The sequence below is a fragment of the Mesorhizobium sp. LMG17149 genome (assembly GCF_024518695.1).
Taxonomy (GTDB): domain Bacteria; phylum Pseudomonadota; class Alphaproteobacteria; order Rhizobiales; family Rhizobiaceae; genus Mesorhizobium.
This window is the reverse complement of sequence record NZ_JANIFL010000002.1, coordinates 220,104-239,923: the sequence shown is the minus strand read 5'-3', so window position 1 is coordinate 239,923 and position 19,820 is coordinate 220,104. Positions and strand designations below refer to the sequence as shown.

19 protein-coding genes are annotated in these 19,820 nt (G+C 62.7%); 18 read left to right on the top strand and 1 reads right to left on the bottom strand.

The window, feature by feature from the left end; translation table 11 throughout:
• The first annotated feature begins 29 nt into the window (after window positions 1-29).
• The 18 genes from NP945_RS04485 to NP945_RS04400 all read left to right on the top strand — a co-directional run bounded on the left by NP945_RS04485 (window position 30) and on the right by NP945_RS04400 (window position 18,812).
• Complete coding sequence (locus tag NP945_RS04485) at window positions 30-2,258, top strand: bifunctional (p)ppGpp synthetase/guanosine-3',5'-bis(diphosphate) 3'-pyrophosphohydrolase (protein WP_023812864.1); 2,229 nt, start codon at window positions 30-32, stop codon at window positions 2,256-2,258.
• A 50-nt stretch (window positions 2,259-2,308) separates the two neighbouring features.
• Window positions 2,309-2,887, top strand: coding sequence for an orotate phosphoribosyltransferase (gene pyrE / locus NP945_RS04480; RefSeq protein ID WP_127267157.1), 579 nt, complete (start codon window positions 2,309-2,311; stop codon window positions 2,885-2,887).
• A gap of 50 nt (window positions 2,888-2,937) precedes the next feature.
• Window positions 2,938-3,339 carry a VOC family protein gene (locus NP945_RS04475; protein ID WP_127322856.1) on the top strand — a complete coding sequence of 134 codons (402 nt, stop codon included), beginning with the start codon at window positions 2,938-2,940 and terminating at the stop codon, window positions 3,337-3,339.
• A gap of 247 nt (window positions 3,340-3,586) precedes the next feature.
• Entirely contained in the window at window positions 3,587-4,186 is a 600-nt protein-coding gene (locus NP945_RS04470) for a DUF2062 domain-containing protein (RefSeq protein ID WP_127322859.1), read from the top strand.
• Window positions 4,183-4,596, top strand: coding sequence for a holo-ACP synthase (acpS, locus tag NP945_RS04465; protein WP_127267159.1), 414 nt, complete (start codon window positions 4,183-4,185; stop codon window positions 4,594-4,596). Before NP945_RS04470 ends, acpS begins: the two co-directional genes overlap by 4 nt.
• A gap of 78 nt (window positions 4,597-4,674) precedes the next feature.
• The gene (lepB, locus tag NP945_RS04460) at window positions 4,675-5,424 is read left to right on the top strand and encodes a signal peptidase I (RefSeq protein ID WP_127267160.1); all 750 of its coding nucleotides are present in this window, start codon (window positions 4,675-4,677) and stop codon (window positions 5,422-5,424) included.
• Window positions 5,424-6,179 (top strand): ribonuclease III, encoded by a 756-nt coding sequence (gene rnc / locus NP945_RS04455; RefSeq protein WP_128289777.1) that lies wholly within the window; start codon window positions 5,424-5,426, stop codon window positions 6,177-6,179. The genes lepB and rnc overlap by 1 nt, the downstream gene beginning before the upstream one ends.
• The gene (era, locus tag NP945_RS04450) at window positions 6,176-7,102 is read left to right on the top strand and encodes a GTPase Era (RefSeq protein ID WP_256745668.1); all 927 of its coding nucleotides are present in this window, start codon (window positions 6,176-6,178) and stop codon (window positions 7,100-7,102) included. The genes rnc and era overlap by 4 nt, the downstream gene beginning before the upstream one ends.
• 5 nt (window positions 7,103-7,107) lie before the next feature.
• Window positions 7,108-8,001, top strand: a complete 894-nt coding sequence (locus NP945_RS04445; protein ID WP_256745667.1) for an aminoglycoside phosphotransferase family protein — start codon at window positions 7,108-7,110, stop codon at window positions 7,999-8,001.
• 737 nt (window positions 8,002-8,738) lie between these two features.
• The gene (locus NP945_RS04440) at window positions 8,739-9,875 is read left to right on the top strand and encodes a porin (RefSeq protein WP_127321916.1); all 1,137 of its coding nucleotides are present in this window, start codon (window positions 8,739-8,741) and stop codon (window positions 9,873-9,875) included.
• Window positions 9,876-10,007: 132 nt separating this feature from the next.
• On the top strand, window positions 10,008-10,784 hold the full coding sequence (recO, locus tag NP945_RS04435) for a DNA repair protein RecO (RefSeq protein WP_127321915.1): 777 nt from the start codon (window positions 10,008-10,010) through the stop codon (window positions 10,782-10,784).
• The gene (locus NP945_RS04430) at window positions 10,781-11,299 is read left to right on the top strand and encodes a PaaI family thioesterase (protein ID WP_027162667.1); all 519 of its coding nucleotides are present in this window, start codon (window positions 10,781-10,783) and stop codon (window positions 11,297-11,299) included. The genes recO and NP945_RS04430 overlap by 4 nt, the downstream gene beginning before the upstream one ends.
• A gap of 112 nt (window positions 11,300-11,411) precedes the next feature.
• Entirely contained in the window at window positions 11,412-14,162 is a 2,751-nt protein-coding gene (locus NP945_RS04425; RefSeq protein ID WP_256745666.1) for a DUF2339 domain-containing protein, read from the top strand.
• Between the two features lie 174 nt (window positions 14,163-14,336).
• Window positions 14,337-14,855, top strand: a complete 519-nt coding sequence (locus NP945_RS04420; RefSeq protein WP_127327234.1) for an RNA polymerase sigma factor — start codon at window positions 14,337-14,339, stop codon at window positions 14,853-14,855.
• Window positions 14,852-15,643 carry an anti-sigma factor gene (locus NP945_RS04415; RefSeq protein WP_256745665.1) on the top strand — a complete coding sequence of 264 codons (792 nt, stop codon included), beginning with the start codon at window positions 14,852-14,854 and terminating at the stop codon, window positions 15,641-15,643. The genes NP945_RS04420 and NP945_RS04415 overlap by 4 nt, the downstream gene beginning before the upstream one ends.
• 311 nt (window positions 15,644-15,954) lie before the next feature.
• Entirely contained in the window at window positions 15,955-17,058 is a 1,104-nt protein-coding gene (locus NP945_RS04410) for a peptidase C39 family protein (protein ID WP_128363024.1), read from the top strand.
• Window positions 17,058-18,521: a RimK family protein gene (locus tag NP945_RS04405; protein ID WP_127327236.1), complete on the top strand. Its 1,464-nt coding sequence runs from the start codon at window positions 17,058-17,060 to the stop codon at window positions 18,519-18,521. Before NP945_RS04410 ends, NP945_RS04405 begins: the two co-directional genes overlap by 1 nt.
• Window positions 18,522-18,551: 30 nt before the next feature.
• On the top strand, window positions 18,552-18,812 hold the full coding sequence (locus NP945_RS04400) for a DUF3303 domain-containing protein (RefSeq protein ID WP_236383112.1): 261 nt from the start codon (window positions 18,552-18,554) through the stop codon (window positions 18,810-18,812).
• An 18-nt stretch (window positions 18,813-18,830) separates the two neighbouring features.
• On the opposite strand, the gene NP945_RS04395 is transcribed toward NP945_RS04400, so the two are convergent.
• On the bottom strand, window positions 18,831-19,742 hold the full coding sequence (locus NP945_RS04395) for a LysR substrate-binding domain-containing protein (RefSeq protein WP_256745664.1): 912 nt from the start codon (window positions 19,740-19,742) through the stop codon (window positions 18,831-18,833).
• Window positions 19,743-19,820: the final 78 nt, after the last annotated feature.

Genomic DNA, 19,820 nt, shown 5'->3' with positions numbered 1-19,820 from the left:
ATTCATTTCACCGCTGCGAGATCCCGCCCATGATGCGTCAGTATGAGCTTGTCGAGCGCGTCCAGCGCTACAAGCCTGACGTCAACGAGGCGTTGCTCAACAAGGCCTATGTCTATGCCATGCAGAAGCATGGCCACCAGAAGCGCGCTTCCGGCGACCCGTATTTCTCGCACCCGCTCGAAGTCGCCGCCATCCTCACCGAGATGCATATGGACGAGGCGACGATCGCGGTCGCCCTGCTGCACGACACGATCGAGGACACGACCGCCACACGGGCCGAGATCGACGATCTGTTCGGCCCCGAAATGGGCAAGCTGGTCGAGGGCCTGACCAAGCTGAAGAAGCTCGATCTCGTCTCGAAGAAGGCCGAGCAGGCGGAAAACCTGAGAAAGCTTCTGCTGGCGATTTCAGAAGATGTCCGCGTGCTGCTGGTCAAGCTCGCCGACCGCCTGCACAATATGCGCACCCTCGACCACATGCCGGAGGCCAAGCGCCTGCGCATCGCCGAGGAGACGATGGATATCTACGCGCCGCTGGCCGGCCGCATGGGCATGCAAGGCATGCGCGAGGAGCTGGAAGAGATCGCCTTCCGCTTCATCAATCCGGAAGCCTATCGCGCCGTCACCGCACGGCTTGCCGAAATCTTCGAGCGCAACAAGGGCGTGCTGACGGACATCGAAAAGGCGCTGTCCACGCTGTTCGAGAAGCATGCGATCAACGCCGGCGTGAAGAGCCGGCAGAAGAAGCCGTGGTCGGTGTTCCGCAAGATGGAGGCCAAGGCGCTGTCCTTCGAGCAGCTCTCGGATATTTTCGGCTTCCGCGTCGTCGTCGACACGGTCGAGGATTGTTACAGGGCGCTTGGCGCCATCCACACCGCGTGGTCGATGGTGCCCGGCCGCTTCAAGGACTACATCTCGACGCCGAAGCAGAACGATTATCGGTCGATCCACACCACCATCGTCGGCCCGTCGCGCCAGCGTGTCGAGCTGCAAATCCGCACCCGAGAGATGAACAAGATCGCCGAATACGGCGTCGCTGCCCATTCGATCTACAAGGACACCGGCGGCAAGACGAATGGCGCCGCCCACGCGATTTCGAAGGAAACCAACGCCTACGCCTGGCTGCGGCGCACCATCGAGCAGCTTGCCGAGGGCGACAATCCCGAGGATTTCCTCGAAAATACCAAGCTGGAGCTGTTCCAGGACCAGGTGTTCTGCTTCACCCCGAAAGGCATGTTGATTGCGCTGCCGCGCGGCGCGACGCCGATCGATTTCGCCTACGCGGTGCACACCGATGTCGGCGACACCTGCGTCGGTGCCAAGGTCAACGGCCGCATCATGCCGCTGATGACGGAGCTGAAGAACGGCGATGAGGTCGAGATCATCCGCTCCAAGGCGCAGGTGCCGCCGGCGGCATGGGAATCGGTCGTCGTCACCGGCAAGGCGCGCTCGGCCATCCGCCGTGCCACCAAGAACGCCATCCGCAAGCAATATTCGGGTCTCGGCATCCGCATCCTGGAACGCGCCTTCGAGCGTGCCGGCAAGACCTTCACCAAGGAGAGCCTGAAGCAGGTGCTGCACAGGCTGGCGCGCAAGGACATCGAGGATGTGCTGGCCTCCGTCGGGCGCGGCGAGCTCGCCTCCACCGACGTCATGAAGGCGGTATTCCCCGACTACAAGGATGAGCGCGTCACTACGGCCGTCCCCAAGCCGCGCGAGGAGGGCTGGTCGAAGATCCGCAATGCCGCCGGCATGTTGTTCCAGATTCCGGGTCGTGCCGCGCGCAAGGACAAGGACCAGCCACGCGATGGCGCCGTGCCGATTCGCGGCGTGCGCGGCGATCTGCCGGTGCGTTTCGCGCCGGAAGGGGCAGTGCCTGGCGATCGCATCGTCGGCATCGTCCAGCCGGGCACCGGCATCACCATCTATCCGATCCAGTCGCCGGCGCTGCAGGCGTTCGATGACCAGCCCGAGCGCTGGATCGACGTGCGCTGGGACATCGATGAGCGCACCAAGGAACGCTTTCCGGCGCGTGTCTCGGTCACCGCCATCAACGCGCCGGGGTCACTCGCCGATATAGCGCAGGTGGTTGCCTCGAACGACGCCAATATCCATACGCTGTCGATGGTGCGCACTGCGCCCGACTTCACCGAAATGCTGATCGATCTCGAAGTCTGGGATCTCAAGCACCTCAACCGGCTGCTGTCGCAGCTCAAGGACAATTCGAGCGTCAGCGACGCAAGACGCGTCAATGGCTAGATCATGCTCCGGTTTCGGACAAAGTCATGGTCAATCAAAAAGAGGCAGAAATGAACACCGATGAAGTGCTGGGCATTTTCCGCGAGGCGGGTGCTGTTCTGGAAGGGCATTTCATTTTGACCTCGGGCCTGCGCAGTCCGGTCTTCCTGCAGAAGGCGCGCGTGTTCATGCATGCCGACAAGACCGAGCTACTGTGCAAGGCGCTGGCGGAGAAAATCCGCGCAGGCGTGCCCGGCAAGATCGACTATGTCGTCGGCCCGGCGATCGGCGGGCTGATCCCAGCCTACGAGACCTCGCGCCATCTCCGCGTGCCGGCGATCTGGGTCGAGCGGGAAGGCGGCGAGTTCCGCTTGCGCCGCTTCGAGATCGCCAGGGGTTCGCGTGTCGTCATCGTCGAGGACATCGTCACCACTGGCCTGTCAATCCGAGAGACCATCGAGTGCCTGCGCGATCTTGGCGCCGAGGTAGTGGCCGCGGCCTGCATCATCGACCGTTCGGCTGGCAAGACCGATGTCGGTGTGCCGCTCATCGCGCTGGCCGAGTATGAGGTCCCGGCCTATCCGGCCGACCGGCTGCCGCCGGAGCTTGCCGCCATCCCGGCGATCAAGCCCGGCAGCCGCAACATCTGACGGGGCATTTTTTTCGCCCAACAGTGTGCGGCGGTTTTGGGGAAAGCGACATGCGTGAAGACAAATTGGAAATGATCACCGGCATCGATCATTTCGTGCTGACGGTCGCTTCGCTGGAAGTGACCTGTGAGTTTTACCAGCGCGTGCTGGGTTTTGAGCGCATCGACGCGGCGGATCGGCCGACGGCGCTGGCTTTCGGTATCCATAAGATCAATGTGCATGAGGTCGGCCGCACTTTCGAGCCGAAGGCGAAGTCGCCGGCTCCGGGCTCGAGCGATTTCTGCCTGGTCACGGACGGGCCACTGGATGAGGTCCGTGCCCGGCTCGCGGCCAATGGTGTGGCGGTGGAACTCGGTCCGGTTGAACGTATCGGGGCCCGCGGTCCGATGATGTCGGTCTATTTCCGCGACCCGGACGGCAATCTGGTCGAGGTCAGCGAATACCTGCCGTAGCGCTGGTGCTCTTCGAAAAAGCGACTGCCAGTTTTCCTTAAATTCGCCGCGATTGTCCAATGTTCGAAGCAAGAACCACCCCGAGGGGCGGCGACGAGTGCGCATCGGACAGACGGTGCTTGGTTGTTCTTCTGTCAGCGCGTCGTTATATCATGCTTGCGATTGCCATTGGGTGATCGTCAAGCGCAAGATGTGGCTGCCACGCCCGGCTAAGGTGCCGTTGCGGGAGCCGTGGAACGGGAACAGAGTGCTTTTTCGACGCCGCAAGCCTGATGGCCTTTACGAGCGGGTGCGTACCTACCTTTGGCCGCGCCGCTCATTTTCGCGCTCGCTTCAGTATTTTTCCAAGCGCATCCTGCGGCTGAAGGCCACACCGCATGCGGTGGCGGCCGGCGTTGCAGCCGGGGTCTTCGCTTCATTCTTTCCCGTCGGTTTCCATTTCATCATCGCTGCCCTCCTGTGCTGGGTGATCGCCGGCAATCTGGTGGCGGCCGCTCTCGGCGCGGTTTTTTTCGGCAACCCCCTGACCTTCCCGTTGCTATGGGGGGCGTCGTGGGAAACGGGCAAGCTCATCCTGCATGACCGCTTGCCGACGCATGGGCCGCCGGCACATCTGGGCGAGATGTTGCACAACCTCTCCTTCGCGCAATTGTGGAAACCGGTCCTTGAACCGATGCTGATAGGCGCGGTTCCGCTCGGGCTCGCCTTCGGGCTGCTGTTCTACGCCCTCACGCGCTGGGGCATGAACGCTTTCCGCGAACAGCGGCGCAAACGTCTGGCCGAGCGCGCAAGCCGGCATGCGCAATCGTCCCATCCCGGCGCAAGCATCGGTTCCACCGCGCGATGATCATCGGCATCGGCAGCGACCTGATCGACATCAGACGCATCGAGAAATCGCTGGAGCGTCACGGCCAGCGCTTCATCCAGAGAATCTACACCGAGGTCGAACAGGCGCGTTCGGACAATCGAGGCGCCCGCGCGGCCTCTTATGCCAAACGCTTCGCCGCCAAGGAGGCCTGCGCCAAGGCGCTGGGCACCGGTATGGCGCAGGGGGTGTTCTGGCGCGACATGGGTGTCGTCAACCTGCCCAGTGGCGCGCCGACCATGGCTCTGACGGGAGGAGCGCAGGCCAGGCTGGACAAGATCCTGCCAAACGGCCATCGGGCGGCAATCCACCTCACCATCACGGATGATTTCCCGCTCGCTCAAGCCTTTGTGATCATCGAGGCGCTGCCCGTCGAAGAAGCGCCACATTGATTGCCTCTGACGACCGGCATTGACGTTGCCCAGCGCGCGCCGAGACTCTATACCATCCAACGCACAATCGAGGACGACATGAGCGTGGCTGAAAAATCCGAGAAGAAATCCGGCGGGCTTGGCGAGACCGTCAGCGTCATCGTCCAGGCGCTTTTGCTCGCCCTGGTCATCCGCACGCTGCTGTTCCAGCCTTTTTCGATCCCGTCGGGATCAATGCGGCCGACGCTTCTTGAAGGCGACTATCTGTTCGTCACCAAATGGTCCTATGGCTATTCGCGGTACTCGCTGCCTTTCGGCCCCGACATCTTTTCGGGCCGCATCTGGGGCGCCGAGCCGAAGCGTGGCGACGTGGCGGTGTTCAAGTTCCCGCCTGATCCGTCCGTCGACTACATCAAGCGCGTTGTCGGCCTGCCGGGTGACAAGATCCAGGTCAAGGACGGCCAGCTGTTCATCAACGGCGTCGGCGTGCCGCGCGTGAAAACAGGCCAGATCGACAATCCCGACATCACCGAGGAATCGCGCCCGATCGATGTCTATCGTGAGACCTTGCCCAACGGCGTCAGCTACGACACGCTCGACCTGAATTCGAACTCGATCGGCGACAACACCCGCGAATTCGATGTGCCGCCCGGCCACTATTTCATGATGGGCGACAACCGGGACAATTCCGCCGACAGCCGTTTCACCGTCGGCTACGTTCCCGCGGAAAATCTGGTTGGCCGCGCCAATCTTGTTTTCTTCTCGATCGCTGGCAAGGCGAGCCCTCTCGAAATCTGGAAATGGCCGTCGCTGATGCGCGCTTCGCGCCTGTTCCACTTCGTCAATTGATGGCTTTGAAGCGTCCGACAGGCGAAACTCTGGCCGGTTTGGTAAAAGCCAAGACCGGCCACGTCTTTAAGGATATCCGCTTGCTCGAGACCGCCTTGACGCATTCCAGTGCGGTCAAGGCCGCCACCAACAACCAGCGTCTTGAATTTCTTGGCGACCGCGTGCTCGGGCTTGTCGTCGCCGATATGCTTTTCGAAAAATTTCCCGATGCGCCGGAAGGTGAAATCGCGCCGCGTTTCAATGCGCTGGTCGATGCGCGGACATGCTCCGAGATCGGCATCGAAATGCAGCTGGAGGATCTGGTCCGCGCCGATTCTGCCTTGAAGATGCGGTCGCGTGGCTCGGGCGGAAACTATCTGGCGGATGCGGTCGAAGCCCTGATCGCGGCGGTTTACGTTGACGGTGGCATCGAGGCCGCGCGGCGGTTTGTCCTGCGCTACTGGGAACCGCGCTCGAATACGGTGATCACAAAGCCGCTCAATCCGAAATCCGATCTGCAGGAATGGATTGCCAAGACCAGCGATGCACGCCCCGAATACGTGATCGAAAAACGCGAAGGCCCGGACCACCAGCCCGTCTTCACCGTGTCCTTGCAGGTCCGCGGTTTTGCGCCGATAAGCGGCACTGGCGGCTCCCGCAGGGTTGCCGAAGAAGCGGCGGCTTCGGCATTTCTTGTGCGCGAAGGCGTCTGGGCCACCACATCGGCCCAAAAATCGGAGGGCGCGCGACCCTCCAGTGAAGGGAGTGCGGCATGACCGCTACCGAAGAGCCGGCGACCGCAGCCGCCGCCACGCATTCCGGTTTTGTCGCGCTGATCGGCGCGCCCAATGCGGGCAAGTCGACGCTGGTCAACCAATTGGTGGGCGCCAAGGTGTCGATCGTCACCCACAAGGTGCAGACGACCCGCGCCATCGTGCGCGGCATCGCCACGCATGACAATGCGCAGATCGTTTTTGTCGACACGCCCGGCATCTTCAAGCCGAAGCGGAGGCTCGACACGGCGATGGTGACCACCGCCTGGGGCGGGGCCAAGGACGCCGACATCGTGCTGCTTTTGATCGATGCCGAACGCGGCATCAGGGGCGACGCCGACGCCATCCTCGAACGGCTGAAGGATGTGCGCCAGCCGATGGTGCTGATCCTCAACAAGGTCGACCGCGTCAAGCACGAAGCGCTGCTCGCTCTGTCGGCGGCAGCGAACGAAAGGGTGCCGTTCAAGCGCACCTTCATGGTGTCGGCGCTGACCGGTTCCGGCTGCAAGGACGTGCTCGATTATCTGGCCGAGGCTCTGCCGGTCGGCCCCTGGTACTATCCGGAAGACCAGATCTCGGACCTGCCGATGTGCCAGCTCGCGGCCGAGATCACGCGCGAGAAGCTGTATCTAAGGCTGCATCAGGAACTGCCCTATTCCTCGCATATCGAGACCGAGAAATGGGAAGAGAAGCCGGATGGCTCGGTGCGCATCGACCAGACCATCTATGTCGAGCGCGACAGCCAGAAGAAGATCGTTCTTGGCCACAAGGGCGAGACAATCCGCGCCATCGGCCAGGCGGCACGCATGGAGATAGCGGGCATCCTCGAACAGAAGGTGCACCTGTTCCTGTTCGTCAAGGTGCGCGAGAACTGGGGCGACGACCCTGAGCGCTATCGCGAGATGGGGCTCGAGTTTCCGCGCTAGGCTCGATGGTCAGCAAGCCGAACATCGACATAGCGCTTGTCAGCCGATTGATCGCCACGCAGTTTCCCCGTTGGAAGAAGCTTGCGGTCAGGCCCGTCGAGTTTGGCGGCTGGGACAACAGAACCTTTCATCTCGGCGACGAGATGACCGTGCGGCTGCCAAGCGCCGCGGCCTATTCCCTGCAGGTGGAAAAGGAGCATCGCTGGCTGCCGAGGCTCGCACCTCTGTTGCCGCTGCCGATCCCGGTGCCGCTGGCGATGGGAGTTCCGGCCGAAAGCTATCCCTGGCACTGGTCCGTTTACCGCTGGATCGAAGGCGAGACGGCAGAGCGCGAGCGTATCGCCAGCTTGCCGCGATTCGCGACCGACCTGGCCGCGTTCCTGTTCGCCTTGCAAAGGATCGATGCCACTGGCGGACCGGCGCCGGGACAACACAACTTCTTTCGCGGCGGAGCACTCAGCGTCTACGATGGCGAAACCCGGCAAGCGATTGAAGCCCTCGACGGCAAGATCGATACGGTCGCAGCCCGCGCGGTGTGGGAGGCAGCACTTGCCGCGCCATGGCACGGTGCGCCGGTCTGGTTCCACGGCGACGTCAGTTGGGGAAACCTGCTGGTCAGGCAAGGCCGGTTGGGCGCGGTGATCGACTTCGGAACCTCCGGCGTTGGCGATCCCGCCTGCGATCTGGCGATTGCCTGGACATTGTTTGAAGGCAAAAGCCGGGAGGCGTTTCGCGCCGGCCTTCCAGCCGATGAGGCGATGTGGGCGCGTGGTCGTGGCTGGACGCTTTGGAAGGCGCTGATCACGGTAGCTGGACAGATCGGCGTCAACCCTGTCGAGGTTGAAAAATCCCGTCATGTGATCGATGAGGTGCTTGCCGATCACGCGCGGCGGGGGTGAGGCGCCAAACGTTCAAGGCGCTCTCGCCCACCAGATCCTGATCCTGTCGCCGATCCATCCGCCCCCGTATGGCGCGACCAGGGACATTCTGGCCGAGGCGATGCTTTCCCGGACCTATGCGTGCCCACCCGCCTGATCGAGGCGGAGGGGAGCGCATCGCCTGCGTCGTTCAGGTCGACTGAGAGGGCGTCACGGAGGAATCGTTTTTCAACGGCTGGCTGCTGTCACAATCGGCGACACGACGGCACTCCAGGAAGTTTCGACCGCCTTGGAGGGAGCAGACACCCTTGGAAGCGTCATCCCGCTTTTCGCCTCGGTATCAGAGCGGGATTTGCAGATGGGCGTTATCTAGCAACAGAAGGGGAGGCGGCAAGAATCGAATAAATTTCGACGGAATTGAGGTATATTTTGCGTATTATGCGGCCATTTTGGAAATATACACGTTATCAGTATAGTTAGACGCGAAAGTATCCGTATATATATTTAATAAATGACATTGTGCCATTTGTGCCGCTCGTCGGATTATCAAGTGTTATTTGTGCAACACGGCATTAATCTGTTTGGGGAATTGTCATTATTCCGGAAATCGTCATTGAAGGCAGATGATCGATGGGTATGTTCGCCGCTGAAAAGGGCGAGCGGTGTGAGCCTTTTTCGTTGTGGGGGTGAGGCGGGAAAACATTGCCGCCAGCCACAAATCCGAAGCCATTTATAACTATGACTGGAGAGGTCAGAAAATGAACATCAAGAGCCTCCTTCTCGGCTCAGCCGCGGCCCTGATCGCGGTCAGCGGCGCGCGCGCCGCCGACGCTGTCGTCGTCGCCGAACCGGAACCGGCCGAATACGTCAAGATCTGCGACGTCTACGGCGCCGGTTACTTCTACATTCCGGGCACCGAGACCTGCCTGCGCATCGGCGGCTACCTCCGCTACGACATGGGCGTCGGCGATTCCGGCGCGCTGGATGGCGCCAATAACGTTGCCGATCACATGGACGGCGATAGGAACGACACCTACTACAAGAACATGCGCTTCACGCTGAGGACTTATACCGGCCAGGAAACCGAGCTCGGCACATTGAAGACCTTCACCGAGACCCGCTTCCAGTTCGGCAACTCTTCCGGCGACTATACCGGTGACGGCACCGGCTGGCAGGCCGGCAACAAGGCCACCACCCTCAACTTCGCCTGGATCCAGCTCGGTGGCCTGCGCGTCGGTAAGGATGAAACGGTATACGACCAGTTCATCGGCTATGCCGGCAACGTCATCCAGGACACGCTCATCCCGTATGGTGTCAAGGATACCAATCTCATCAGCTACTACTTCGACGCAGGCAGCGGCTTCACGGGCGTGGTCTCGCTCGAAGAAGGCACCGGCGTCAACACGATCGACAGCTATGTTCCGCATGTCGTCGGCGGTTTGAAGTACAAGGGCGACTGGGGTGCGATCACCGGCGTCGTGGCCTATGACAGCAATTATGAGGAAGTGTCCGGCAAGGTCCGTTTGGACGTCAACGTCAGCAAGGAACTGACGCTGTTCGTCATGGGCGGCTACGGCACCAACGACAACATCAACGACTTCGGCACAGGCCGTACCCAATACAAGCCATGGGGCGGAAACTGGGCGATCTGGGGCGGCGGCACCTACAAGTTCAACGACAAGACCTCGTTCAACGCCCAGGTCTCCTATGACGACTGGAAGAACCTCGGCGTCGCGGCCAACGTGGCCTATACCATTGTGCCCGGCTTTACGATCACGACTGAAGTCGATTACCTCAATGCAGGAAAATTCGACGACTTGGACTTCAACAACTGGACGAAGGCCGACAAGAAGAGCAGCGTCGGCGGCATCGTTCGCTTCCAGCGCAATTTCTAACGGATCGACTGACCTCACCAGCCCGCCCGCAGCACATCGCTGCGGGCGGTTTTTTATGCATTGGCATGAGAGTTACCCGGGGGCCAAGCCCATACCTTGATTTCGCCACCCGATCGGTGAAAAGCTCCTGAAATGGAATGGCGCGACGAGGGAATCATTCTCGGCACCCGCAAGCATGGCGAAACCAGCGCCATTCTCGAGGTGTTGACGCGAGCGCATGGCCGTCATCTCGGCCTTGTTCGCGGCGGCCGTTCGCGCAAGCAGCAGCCCGTGCTCCAGCCCGGCAACCGTGTCGACCTGTTGTGGCGTGCGCGGCTTGATGAACATCTCGGCACGTTCCAGGCCGAGGCGATCGAGATGAACGCGGCCCGGTTGATGGACAGTGCCGTCGCCGTCTACGGATTGCAGACCATGGCCGCGCATCTGCGCCTGCTGCCCGAGCGCGACGCGCATGAAGGTCTCTACGAAACGCTTGCCGTGATGATCGTCCATCTCGACGACGCCGACGTTGCCGGCGAACTGGTGGCGCGCTTCGAGCTTCTGGTGCTGGACGAACTCGGCTTCGGCCTCGATCTCAGCCAATGCGCCGCCACCGGCACGCGACAGGACCTGGCCTATGTCTCACCGAAGTCGGGACGTGCGGTATCGCGCGAAGCCGGTTTGCCGTGGCGCGACAAGATGCTGGCTCTGCCGGCCTTCCTGCAGCGCGGCTCCGGCCTGCGCGCCGATGCGGCTGATGTCGACGACGCCTTCCGGCTCACCGGCTTCTTCTTCAACCGCCACGTCTATGAGCCGCGCGGCATCGAGCCGCCGGACGCTCGTACCGGCTTCCTCGCCGCCTTGCGCAAACATCACGCGCGCGGCAAGGCCATAGCTGGCGAAGACGCAGCCAGAGAAATCATCACATGAGCGAGGTCGAACTTTATCCTGGCCGGGTCTCACCGCTCGGCCTCGGCACCATTCCGCACGCCGACATCCTGAAATACACCGGTTTGGAATTGCTGCAGCGCATCGTCGACGGCAAGTATCCGGCGCCGCCGATTTCCTTCCAGCTGAATTTCACTCTCACCGAAGTCTCGGAAGGGCGCGCTGTCTTTCGTGGCATGCCGAGCGAGCGCCATCTCAATCCGCTGGGCAGCGTGCATGGCGGCTGGGCGGCGACGCTGCTCGATTCGGCACTGGCCTGTGCCGTGCAGACGCTGCTCGAAAAGGGCGAGGCCTATACCACGGCGGAGTTCAAGGTGAATTTGACGCGTCCCATCACGCCGAAGACCGGCGAGGTGGTGTGCGAGGGCAGGGTTGTTCACAAGGGCCGCACGTTGGCGGTGTCGGAAGCGACGCTGAAGGATGCCGGCGGCAAGCTGCTGGCTTTCGGCACCGAAACATGCTCGATCTTTCCGGCCGCCAATCTGGCGGCGCGTTGACTGGCGGCGCATTGAGTTTTCCGAGCTTGGATTTTCTGGCCGTCTGGCCGCCGCATTTGAATGTCAGTAAGACGAATGTCAGTGAAAACTGGCCTGGTTTGGGGGAACCGCCATGTTTGAAAGCCTGATCGGCCTTGTCGCCATCATCGCCTTGTTCGTCATCATTTCGCGCCAGCAGAGCCGCATCGGCCTTGTCGAGCGCGAGCTTGGCGCACTGCGCAGCCTTGTGCTCTCGGGAGCCGTGCCGCCTGCGGCCAGGCCGTCCGAACAGGCGGTGGCCGACAACGCGCCCGCCGATATGGCTCCGGACACAGCGGCCGCGGCCGATATCGTTCCGCCGGAGGTAAGCGCAGCGGTCACAGCCCCGGCGCCAGCCACGGACACGGAAGACTCGACCGGCGAGATCGTCTCCGGGCCGTGGACCGCTCCAGAACCGGCACCGACGGCAGTGGAACCTGCGGAGCTTCCCGCAGCGGCGAAAGCCGCCCGCCAATCCGACGTCGAAACCGCGCTCGGAACCCGCTGGGCGGTCTGGGTTGGCGGCATCGCACTGGCGCTGGGCGGCCTGTTCCTGATCCGCTACACCATCGAAGCCGGCATTTTCGGTCCCGGCGTGCGGCTGGCCATGGCCGGCGTGCTCGGCCTGGTGCTGGTCGCCGGCGGCGAGTTCATCCGGCGCACCGGCTTCAAGGTGCCGGTGCAAGGGGCCGCCGGCGCTTATATTCCAGCGATCCTGACTGCTGCCGGTGCCTTCATCCTGTTCGGCACCGTCTATGCCGCGCATGGCATTTACGGCTTCATCGGCCCGGCACTCGCCTTCACGCTGCTCGGCGTCATCGGTGTGGCGACGATCGCGGCAGCTCTTGTCCATGGCCAGGCGCTGGCCGGCATCGGCCTTGTCGGCGCCATGGTGACGCCGGTGCTGGTCGCCTCGCAGGCACCCAATCCCTGGGCGCTTTTCGGCTATCTCGCGATCGTGCTTGCCGCCACCGGCGCCATCGCCCGCATGCGCGATTGGAAATTACTGATGGCGGCCGCCTTTTTCGGCGCCGGTGTCTGGACCATCCTCTATATGACCGATGCGCCAGGGGCGAACCTCTCTGCCATCCTGTTCATCGACGCCGTCACGCTGGCCGTGCTCGCCCTTGTCTGGCTCGCTCGCCGTGACGACGAACCTGGACCAGCCAGGGCTTTCGACTGGCCGTCCATCGTGCCTGGCCTGTTCGTCGCATTCTCGGCGCTGGGCCTGTCGGTCGACCCGGCCTTCGCTGCCGCCGGCTACGCCTTGCCGGGCGCGGTGGTGATCGCCGCGATGGTGGGGGTCGCGCTTTATCGTCCGCTGGCGCTGCCGCTCCTCTATGCCGCGGGACTGGTCACGGTGCTGATCTATCTCGGCATCATCCCGCCAACCTCGATCGCTTCCGATTTTTCCAGCGGCGCCTTGGGCGTCGACGGACTGCCGGTGGCCACGTCCAACGCGCTGACCTTGCGCATCGGCATCGTACTCGGCCTGGTCTTCATCGGCGCCGGCTTCTGGGCCGCGCGCCGGTTCGCCGCCGGCACGCAGATCCGCGCGGCCTCATGGGCAGCGTGGGGCGTCATTGTCCCGCTGGTCATCCTGCTGGCACTCTGGTTCACCTTCGGCAATCTCGACCGTGACCTTGTCTACGCTGCCGCAGCGGCACTGCTGGTCGTCATTTTCGCCGCCGGCGGCGAGTGGATCGCGCGGGCCGAGGAGCCGCCGCTCAAGGGCGGTGTCGCGGTGTCGTTTGCCCTGGGCGGCGCGGCCATCGCCGGGCTCCTGCTCATGCATATGGCTTTCGATTCCGGCTGGACCACCATCCTGCTCGGTGCGGCGGCCATCGTGCCGGCGCTGACTACGCGCTGGCGCGCCTATCCGGTGCTCGGCTGGATTTCGGTCGGCGCGGTGATCGCGGTGCTTGGCCGCGTCGCTTTCGACCCGACCATCGTCGGTGCCGGGTTCCTGTCGACGACGCCGGTGTTCAACTGGCTGCTGCCAGGCTACGGCGTGCCGGCACTGGCCTTCGGCTTTGCCGCCTGGCAGCTTGCGCGCACCACGAATGGCCGGCCGCGCCTTGCCATGGAGGCGGCTGCGGCGCTGTTTGCGCTGCTCACGCTCGCTATGCTGGTGCGCCACGCCATGCACGGCGGCGTCATCGACACGGGTGCCATGACGCTCGCCGAACAGTCGATCTACACCCTGATCGCCATCGGCGCCGGCGCCATCCTGGTCGCCATCGACATGCGCTCGCCAAGCTCGGTGCTGCGCTATGGTTCGATGGCCGCCGGTGTGGCCTCGGTCGCCTTCATCGTTGTCAGGCACTTCGTCGTGCTGAATCCGCTGTTGTCAGACGAATCGACAGGCCGGATCCCGGTGTTCAACCTGTTGTTCCTCGCCTATCTCCTGCCTGCGGTCGCCGCCGGGGGACTGGCGCTCTACGCCAGGGACAAGCGGCCAAAATGGTATGCGCAGATGCTGGCCGTGGTGGCTGCCGTGCTTGCCTTCGCCTATGCCACGCTGTCGGTGAGGCGCCTGTTCAAGGGCGAGTTCATCGGCTTGTGGAGCGGCCTCGGCCAGTTGGAAACCTATACCTACTCGGCGCTTTGGCTGGTGATTGGCGTTGCGCTCCTCACAGCCGGTGTCTGGTTGAAATCGCAGGTGCTGCGCGTCGCCTCGGCCGCGCTGATCGCGATCGCCGTGCTGAAGGTCTTCATCTTCGACATGTCGGAGCTGGAAGGTGTGCTGAGGGCGTTGTCGTTCATCGGCCTTGGCGCCGTGCTGATCGGCATCGGCCTGTTTTATCAGCGGCTTTTGACGCGGGCGGCGCGGGAAAACGGATAAAGGCAAGCAAGAACAATAAGATTTCACCCCGACCGGGAATAAATCGGCACTAGCCAGCGTTATTGCATTGCTTGGGTGACCGGGGCGGGAGACCGCTTCGCGCTGGCCGCTTGCGCCGTGCCCGGAAGGCGCGTTCAATTGGGATCAATAAGGGCGACCTCGAAACCAGCGGTCATGGACGAAAAGAAGGCAGCAATCCTTGGCGAAATACCGCGCCTGCGCCGCTACGCACGCTCGCTTTTGCGCGACCGCGACGCTGCCGACGACCTTGTCCAGGATTGCCTCGAGCGGGCGCTTGTGCGGCTCGACAACTGGCAGACGGGAGAAAGCCCCCGGAGGTGGCTGTTTACGATCATGCATCATTTGTTCATCGACCAGATGCGCAAGGTGAACCGCCGCGGCGAGGCGGCGATGCTGCCGCTGGAGGCGGGCGAGGCCGTTGCCCAGCCGGCCGAGCAGATGGAGAGCATTGCCTCGCGCGAGATCGTCGACGCATTGCAGGCGATCAGCCCCGACCGTCGCGCAGCCCTTGTCATGGTTGCCATCGAAGGTTTTTCCTATGCCGAAGCCGCCAACATTCTGGGCGTGCCTGCGGGCACGCTGATGTCGCGCATTGCGCGCGGGCGTGAGGAATTGCGCGGGTTGCTGGACGACACAGCGCGCCGCCGCGCGATAAGGATCGTCGAGAAATGATCCGCCGCGACTTTTCCGAACGTGACATCCATATGGCGCTCGATGGCGAGCTGCCCGGCGATGAGCGCGCGGCCTACGATGCCTGGCTCGACGCCAATCCCGAGATGAAGGCCAGGAGCGCCCGTTTCACCGCCGACCGGGCGGCGCTGCGTGCCGCCTTCGCCGACGTGCTGGACGAAGCCGTGCCTGGGCACTTGCGCAAGGTCGTGCTTGGCGAGGTGCCGGTCAAGGCAGCTGTGTCACGCTCACGCTGGTGGCTTGCCGCTGCTGCCGCCGTGCTTCTGGCCGTAGGCGGACTTGGTGGCTATTTTGCCGGCATCGATGGCATCGGCCAGGAGGACCCGGCCGAAGATCGGCTGGCCGAGCAGGCAATCGCGGCTCATGTCATCTATGCCGCCGAAAAGCGGCATGCCGTCGAGGTGCCGGCCAGCGACAAGGACCATCTGCAGACATGGCTGTCCAACCGGATAGGGCTGAATCTGGTGGCGCCGGACCTGACCGCCGACGGATTCCAGCTGGTCGGCGGCCGGCTGTTGCCGGCAGGCGAGAGCAAGGCCGCCATGCTGCTTTACGAGGACGGCAATGGGCAGCGTATATCGCTGTTTGTCACCACGGAATCGACGGAGAATGCCAAGGGCACCTACGCCGCCGCGCAAGATGGACCCGAGGCCGTCTACTGGCTGGACAAGGGCTATGGCTGCGCCGTGGTCGGCTCCTTGCCGCGCGAGCGGCTGGCCGAGGTCGCCAGGAGCGCCTACACGCAACTTCTGAACGGGCTGGCAAGCTGAACGGCATTGCTTTTGCCGGTGCCGTCGATCCGCGAATGCCGATCCGGCCGAAGGGCCCTTTCACACCCGTCGAGTCGGCGTCGGATTTGTCACAATTCGGCCCTAATCGAGGTGCGATAGCGCTTGATGAATGCCGTCGCATCGCCCCGAAAATCGGAAGCGGTTTTTGGAAACACGAGGCGAAGATTCAAGGTGGTGGAGCGGACTTTGTGCGCCCAGGTGGACGCCGGTTTTCCCAACGCCCTGGTCGGCGTCAAGGACGTGTTCGAGTAGGGCCATTTCCACCACCAATCGAGGTTTTCTGAAGCCGCATGCCTGCCGAGATCCGCACGGCCCGCGCGTCTGACGTCGATGATCTCGCCGCCATTGAGAAAGCTGTTTTCTCAAGCGACCGTATTTCCCGCCGCTCCTTTCGCCTGTTCATCGAGCGTGAAACCGCCGAGACGCTGGTCGCTGAAGTCGATGGCCGCCTGGCCGGCTACGCGATCGTGCTGTTTCGCAAGGGCAGCGGCGTGGCGCGCCTCTACTCGATTGCGACCAGTCCGTTTTTCGGCGGGCTGGGTGTCGGCCGCATGCTGCTCGGATCCGCCGAAGATGCCGCCTTCGAGCACGACCGCATGATGCTGCGTCTCGAAGTTCGCGAGGACAACAGCCGCGCGATCCGTATCTACGAACAGGCCGGGTATCGCAAGATCGGCCGCGAGCCCGGCTACTATGAGGATGGCGAAACGGCACTTCGCTACGAAAAGACCTTGCGTGGCGACATTCCGATCGCCACCAAGGTGCCGTTCTACCCGCAGACCTGCGAATTCACCTGCGGCCCGTGCTGCCTGATGATGGCGATGGCCAATTTCGATCGCGGCTTCGTGCCGGATCCGGTCATGGAAATCCGCCTGTGGCGTGAAGCGACGACCGTCTTCATGATGTCGGGTCCCGGTGGTTGCGAGCCATTCGGCCTCGCTGTGTCGGGCTACGAAAGCGGGCTCGCGGTGGAGATCTACGTTTCCTTCTATGGCGCGTTGTTCCTGCAATCGGTACGCAGTGAGGACAAGCGCAGGGTGATGGAACTGGCCCAGGTCGACTTTCGCCGACGCGCGGAACTTTACGGCATCCCGGTGAATTACCGTGCATTCACAATCGACGATATCCGCGCTGCGATCGCTGGGGGAAAGCTGGTGCTGGTGCTGATCAGCGGCTTCCTGATGTTCGGCAAGAAGGTGCCGCACTGGGTGCTGGCGATCGGCGATGACGGCGACCATATCCTGATCCACGACCCTTGGGTCGAGGATGAAAGGCAGGAGACCATCCTTGATGCAGCCAACATTCCCGTGCCTTACGGCATCTTCATGAACATGGCGCAGTTCGGTCGCGATGGATTGCGTGCCGCCATCACTCTGGGAAAGCGTGACAGATAATGACCTGGGTCATCCTTACCGGCAGGCAGAGCGATCTCGACCAGGTGGCGACACCGCACAAGATCATCACCAATCGCGACTATCTCGCGCACCCGTCACTGTTTCGCGGCCAGCGGCCGAAGGTCATCAACCTGTCGAACAATTACGGCTACCAGAGCCGCGGCTACTATGCGTCGCTGCTGGCAAGCTCGCGCGGCCACAAGGTGATCCCGACGGTCGAAACGATGATCGACCTGTCGGAGCGCAAGCTCTATGAACACGCGCTGCCGGAACTGGAGCTGGCGCTCAACAAATGCCGCAAGGATCTCGCCGGCGTTTTTCCGCAAAAGGTCTGCATCTTCTTCGGCATCGGCCCGTCGAAAATCTGGGACCGCTTCGCCAAACTTCTGTTCGACTGGTTCCGCGCGCCGGCGCTCGAAGTCCACATCAAGGACAGCGCCGAATGGGCCTCGATCCGCAAGATCGGTTTCCATCCGCTGGCGCGGATGACCGAGGACGAGGAAAAAAGCTTCATCCAGTGCCTGGAGACCTACACCAACCGCGAATGGCGCGACACCAAGGGCCGCACGCCGGCGCGCTACACCTTCGCCACGCTGGTCGACCCGCATGAGGAATTGCCGCCATCGGAGATATCGTCGCTGCGCTATTGGGCCAAGATCGCCGAGAAGATGGGTGTCGAAATCGAGCCGATCACCAAGCGGGACCTCGCCAAGCTCGCCAATTACGACGCGCTGTTCATTCGCGAGACCACCTCGATCTCCAACCACACCTATCGTTTCGCCCGCCGCGCCCAGCAGGAAGGCATGCCGGTTATCGACGATCCACTGTCGATGATCCGCTGCACCAACAAGGTCTATCTCAACGAGCTGATGGCCTACAACAAGGTGCCGGTGCCGCCGACGGTGATGATCGCCGGCACCTCGGATCTCGAACTGGCAGCGCAGACGCTGGGCTTTCCGCTGGTGCTGAAAATCCCGGATTCGTCGTTCTCGCGCGGCGTCAAGAAATGCGCCAATTTCGAGGAACTGAAGACGCTTGCTACCGAATGGCTGGAGGATTCCGACCTTCTGATCGCGCAAAAATTCATTCCGACCGAGTATGACTGGCGCGTTGGTGTGCTCGGCGGCCAGCCGCTGTTTGCCGTGCATTATCTGATGGCCAAGAAGCACTGGCAGATCGTCAACCACAAGGCCAACGGCAAGCCCGACCAGGGCGGCATCAAGACCTTCACGCTGAAGGAGACGCCGGCGCATGTCGTCGAGACGGCTGTAAAGGCGGCGCGCTGCATCGGCGACGGGCTCTACGGCGTCGACCTCAAGGAGACCAAGGACGGCGTCTTCGTCATCGAGGTCAACGACAATCCCAACCTCGACCATGGCTGGGAGGATTCCGGCGAGAAGGACGAGGTCTGGGTGCGGCTGACGCAGTGGTTCTTGGAGCGGCTGGACCGGCCGGGGCGGTAATTTGATCGGGGGTAGAACATGCAGTTTATCGTGATCGAGGATTTCACCGGCTGCGATCGCAAGGAGATCTATCGCCGCTTTCGCGACCGCGGCCGCCTGAAACCGGACGAGCTTCTCGTGCACCACAGCTGGATCGCGGCGGACATGAGCCGCTGCTTCCTGCTGGTGGAGACCGATGACGTCACGCTGCTGCAGCGTTGGGTCATCGAATGGGCGGATCTGGTGGAGTTCGAGATCATCCCTGTGGCGACAAACAAGGACATGGCTGAGGCCTTGAGCGGGCACCTCTGATCATCGCCGCACGCTACGTCAACGCAGTGCCGGCGAGTTCACTGCGCGTCGGCATTCGTCGATCAGCCACTGGCGAAACGCCGCCACGACGTCGCGCCTGGCGCTGCGCTCGGGGATCGTCAGGCAATAGGGCTGGCGTAGCTCCAGTGCCTGGGCGAGGGGCCTGACAAGCCGGCCGTCTTCCAGCGCCTCGGCACAGTAGATTCCTTGCGCCAGCGCCACGCCCAATCCCGAAATCGCAAGGTCGAGCGCTGCGCGCGATGAGTTGGCCGAGAGGCCGCGCTGCGCTGCCCGGCCGGGCTCGATGCCGGCCGCCTCGAACCAGTTGTGCCAGGACGGAAAGGACGCACCAGTCGGTCCCCAGCCCGTGTGGATAAGCGGCAGGCTGGCGAGGCCTTCGGGTTTGATCGTGTCCGCCAGCCCGGGTGCACACACGGGATAGACCGCGTCCTGGACGATGTCCTCGGTCGGGTGCTCGCGATAATGCGGCCCATAGGAGAGCCTGATGTCGATCAGCTCACGGTCGAACGGCACCGGGTCGTCGTCGCCTCTGAGCGATATGTCGACGGCGCCATGGCTTGCGACAAAACCAGCGAGACGCTGTGAAAGCCAACCCATGGCCATGGATGGCGGCACCGACACCATAAGGCGCGGGCGGAACGTATCGCCGCCCAGCTGGCGCGCGACGCTGCCGATCTCCTGGAAGGCCATGGTCAGCCTGGGCAGCATCTCTACGCCGGCCTCGGTGAGGACGACGCGCCGGTTGACGCGGTGGAACAGCTTGCGGCCCATCTGCTCCTCGACCGCGCGGATGAGCTGGCTGACGGCAGCGGCCGACACCGAAAGCTCTTCCGCTGCCGCGGCAAAGCTGCCTGTACGGGCCGCAGCCTCGAAAGCTTGAAGTCCTTTGAGAGAGGGAGGTACGGCCATAATCACCGAATAGATAAGTTCTGCTTATCTAGATTGCAGAAATCGTCGTTTTTGGAAAGGTTGTTCATTGGCTACAAT

What these genes read in the sequence shown, in the direction of transcription:
- NP945_RS04485 (WP_023812864.1), top strand. Translation starts at nt 30, where the DNA reads ATGATGCGTCAGTATGAGCTTGTCGAGCGCGTCCAGCGCTACAAGCCT.
- pyrE (WP_127267157.1), top strand. Translation starts at nt 2,309, where the DNA reads ATGAACACCGATGAAGTGCTGGGCATTTTCCGCGAGGCGGGTGCTGTT.
- NP945_RS04475 (WP_127322856.1), top strand. Translation starts at nt 2,938, where the DNA reads ATGCGTGAAGACAAATTGGAAATGATCACCGGCATCGATCATTTCGTG.
- acpS (WP_127267159.1), top strand. Translation starts at nt 4,183, where the DNA reads ATGATCATCGGCATCGGCAGCGACCTGATCGACATCAGACGCATCGAG.
- lepB (WP_127267160.1), top strand. Translation starts at nt 4,675, where the DNA reads ATGAGCGTGGCTGAAAAATCCGAGAAGAAATCCGGCGGGCTTGGCGAG.
- rnc (WP_128289777.1), top strand. Translation starts at nt 5,424, where the DNA reads ATGGCTTTGAAGCGTCCGACAGGCGAAACTCTGGCCGGTTTGGTAAAA.
- era (WP_256745668.1), top strand. Translation starts at nt 6,176, where the DNA reads ATGACCGCTACCGAAGAGCCGGCGACCGCAGCCGCCGCCACGCATTCC.
- NP945_RS04445 (WP_256745667.1), top strand. Translation starts at nt 7,108, where the DNA reads ATGGTCAGCAAGCCGAACATCGACATAGCGCTTGTCAGCCGATTGATC.
- NP945_RS04440 (WP_127321916.1), top strand. Translation starts at nt 8,739, where the DNA reads ATGAACATCAAGAGCCTCCTTCTCGGCTCAGCCGCGGCCCTGATCGCG.
- recO (WP_127321915.1), top strand. Translation starts at nt 10,008, where the DNA reads ATGGAATGGCGCGACGAGGGAATCATTCTCGGCACCCGCAAGCATGGC.
- NP945_RS04430 (WP_027162667.1), top strand. Translation starts at nt 10,781, where the DNA reads ATGAGCGAGGTCGAACTTTATCCTGGCCGGGTCTCACCGCTCGGCCTC.
- NP945_RS04425 (WP_256745666.1), top strand. Translation starts at nt 11,412, where the DNA reads ATGTTTGAAAGCCTGATCGGCCTTGTCGCCATCATCGCCTTGTTCGTC.
- NP945_RS04420 (WP_127327234.1), top strand. Translation starts at nt 14,337, where the DNA reads ATGGACGAAAAGAAGGCAGCAATCCTTGGCGAAATACCGCGCCTGCGC.
- NP945_RS04415 (WP_256745665.1), top strand. Translation starts at nt 14,852, where the DNA reads ATGATCCGCCGCGACTTTTCCGAACGTGACATCCATATGGCGCTCGAT.
- NP945_RS04410 (WP_128363024.1), top strand. Translation starts at nt 15,955, where the DNA reads ATGCCTGCCGAGATCCGCACGGCCCGCGCGTCTGACGTCGATGATCTC.
- NP945_RS04405 (WP_127327236.1), top strand. Translation starts at nt 17,058, where the DNA reads ATGACCTGGGTCATCCTTACCGGCAGGCAGAGCGATCTCGACCAGGTG.
- NP945_RS04395 (WP_256745664.1), bottom strand. Translation starts at nt 19,742, where the DNA reads ATGGCCGTACCTCCCTCTCTCAAAGGACTTCAAGCTTTCGAGGCTGCG.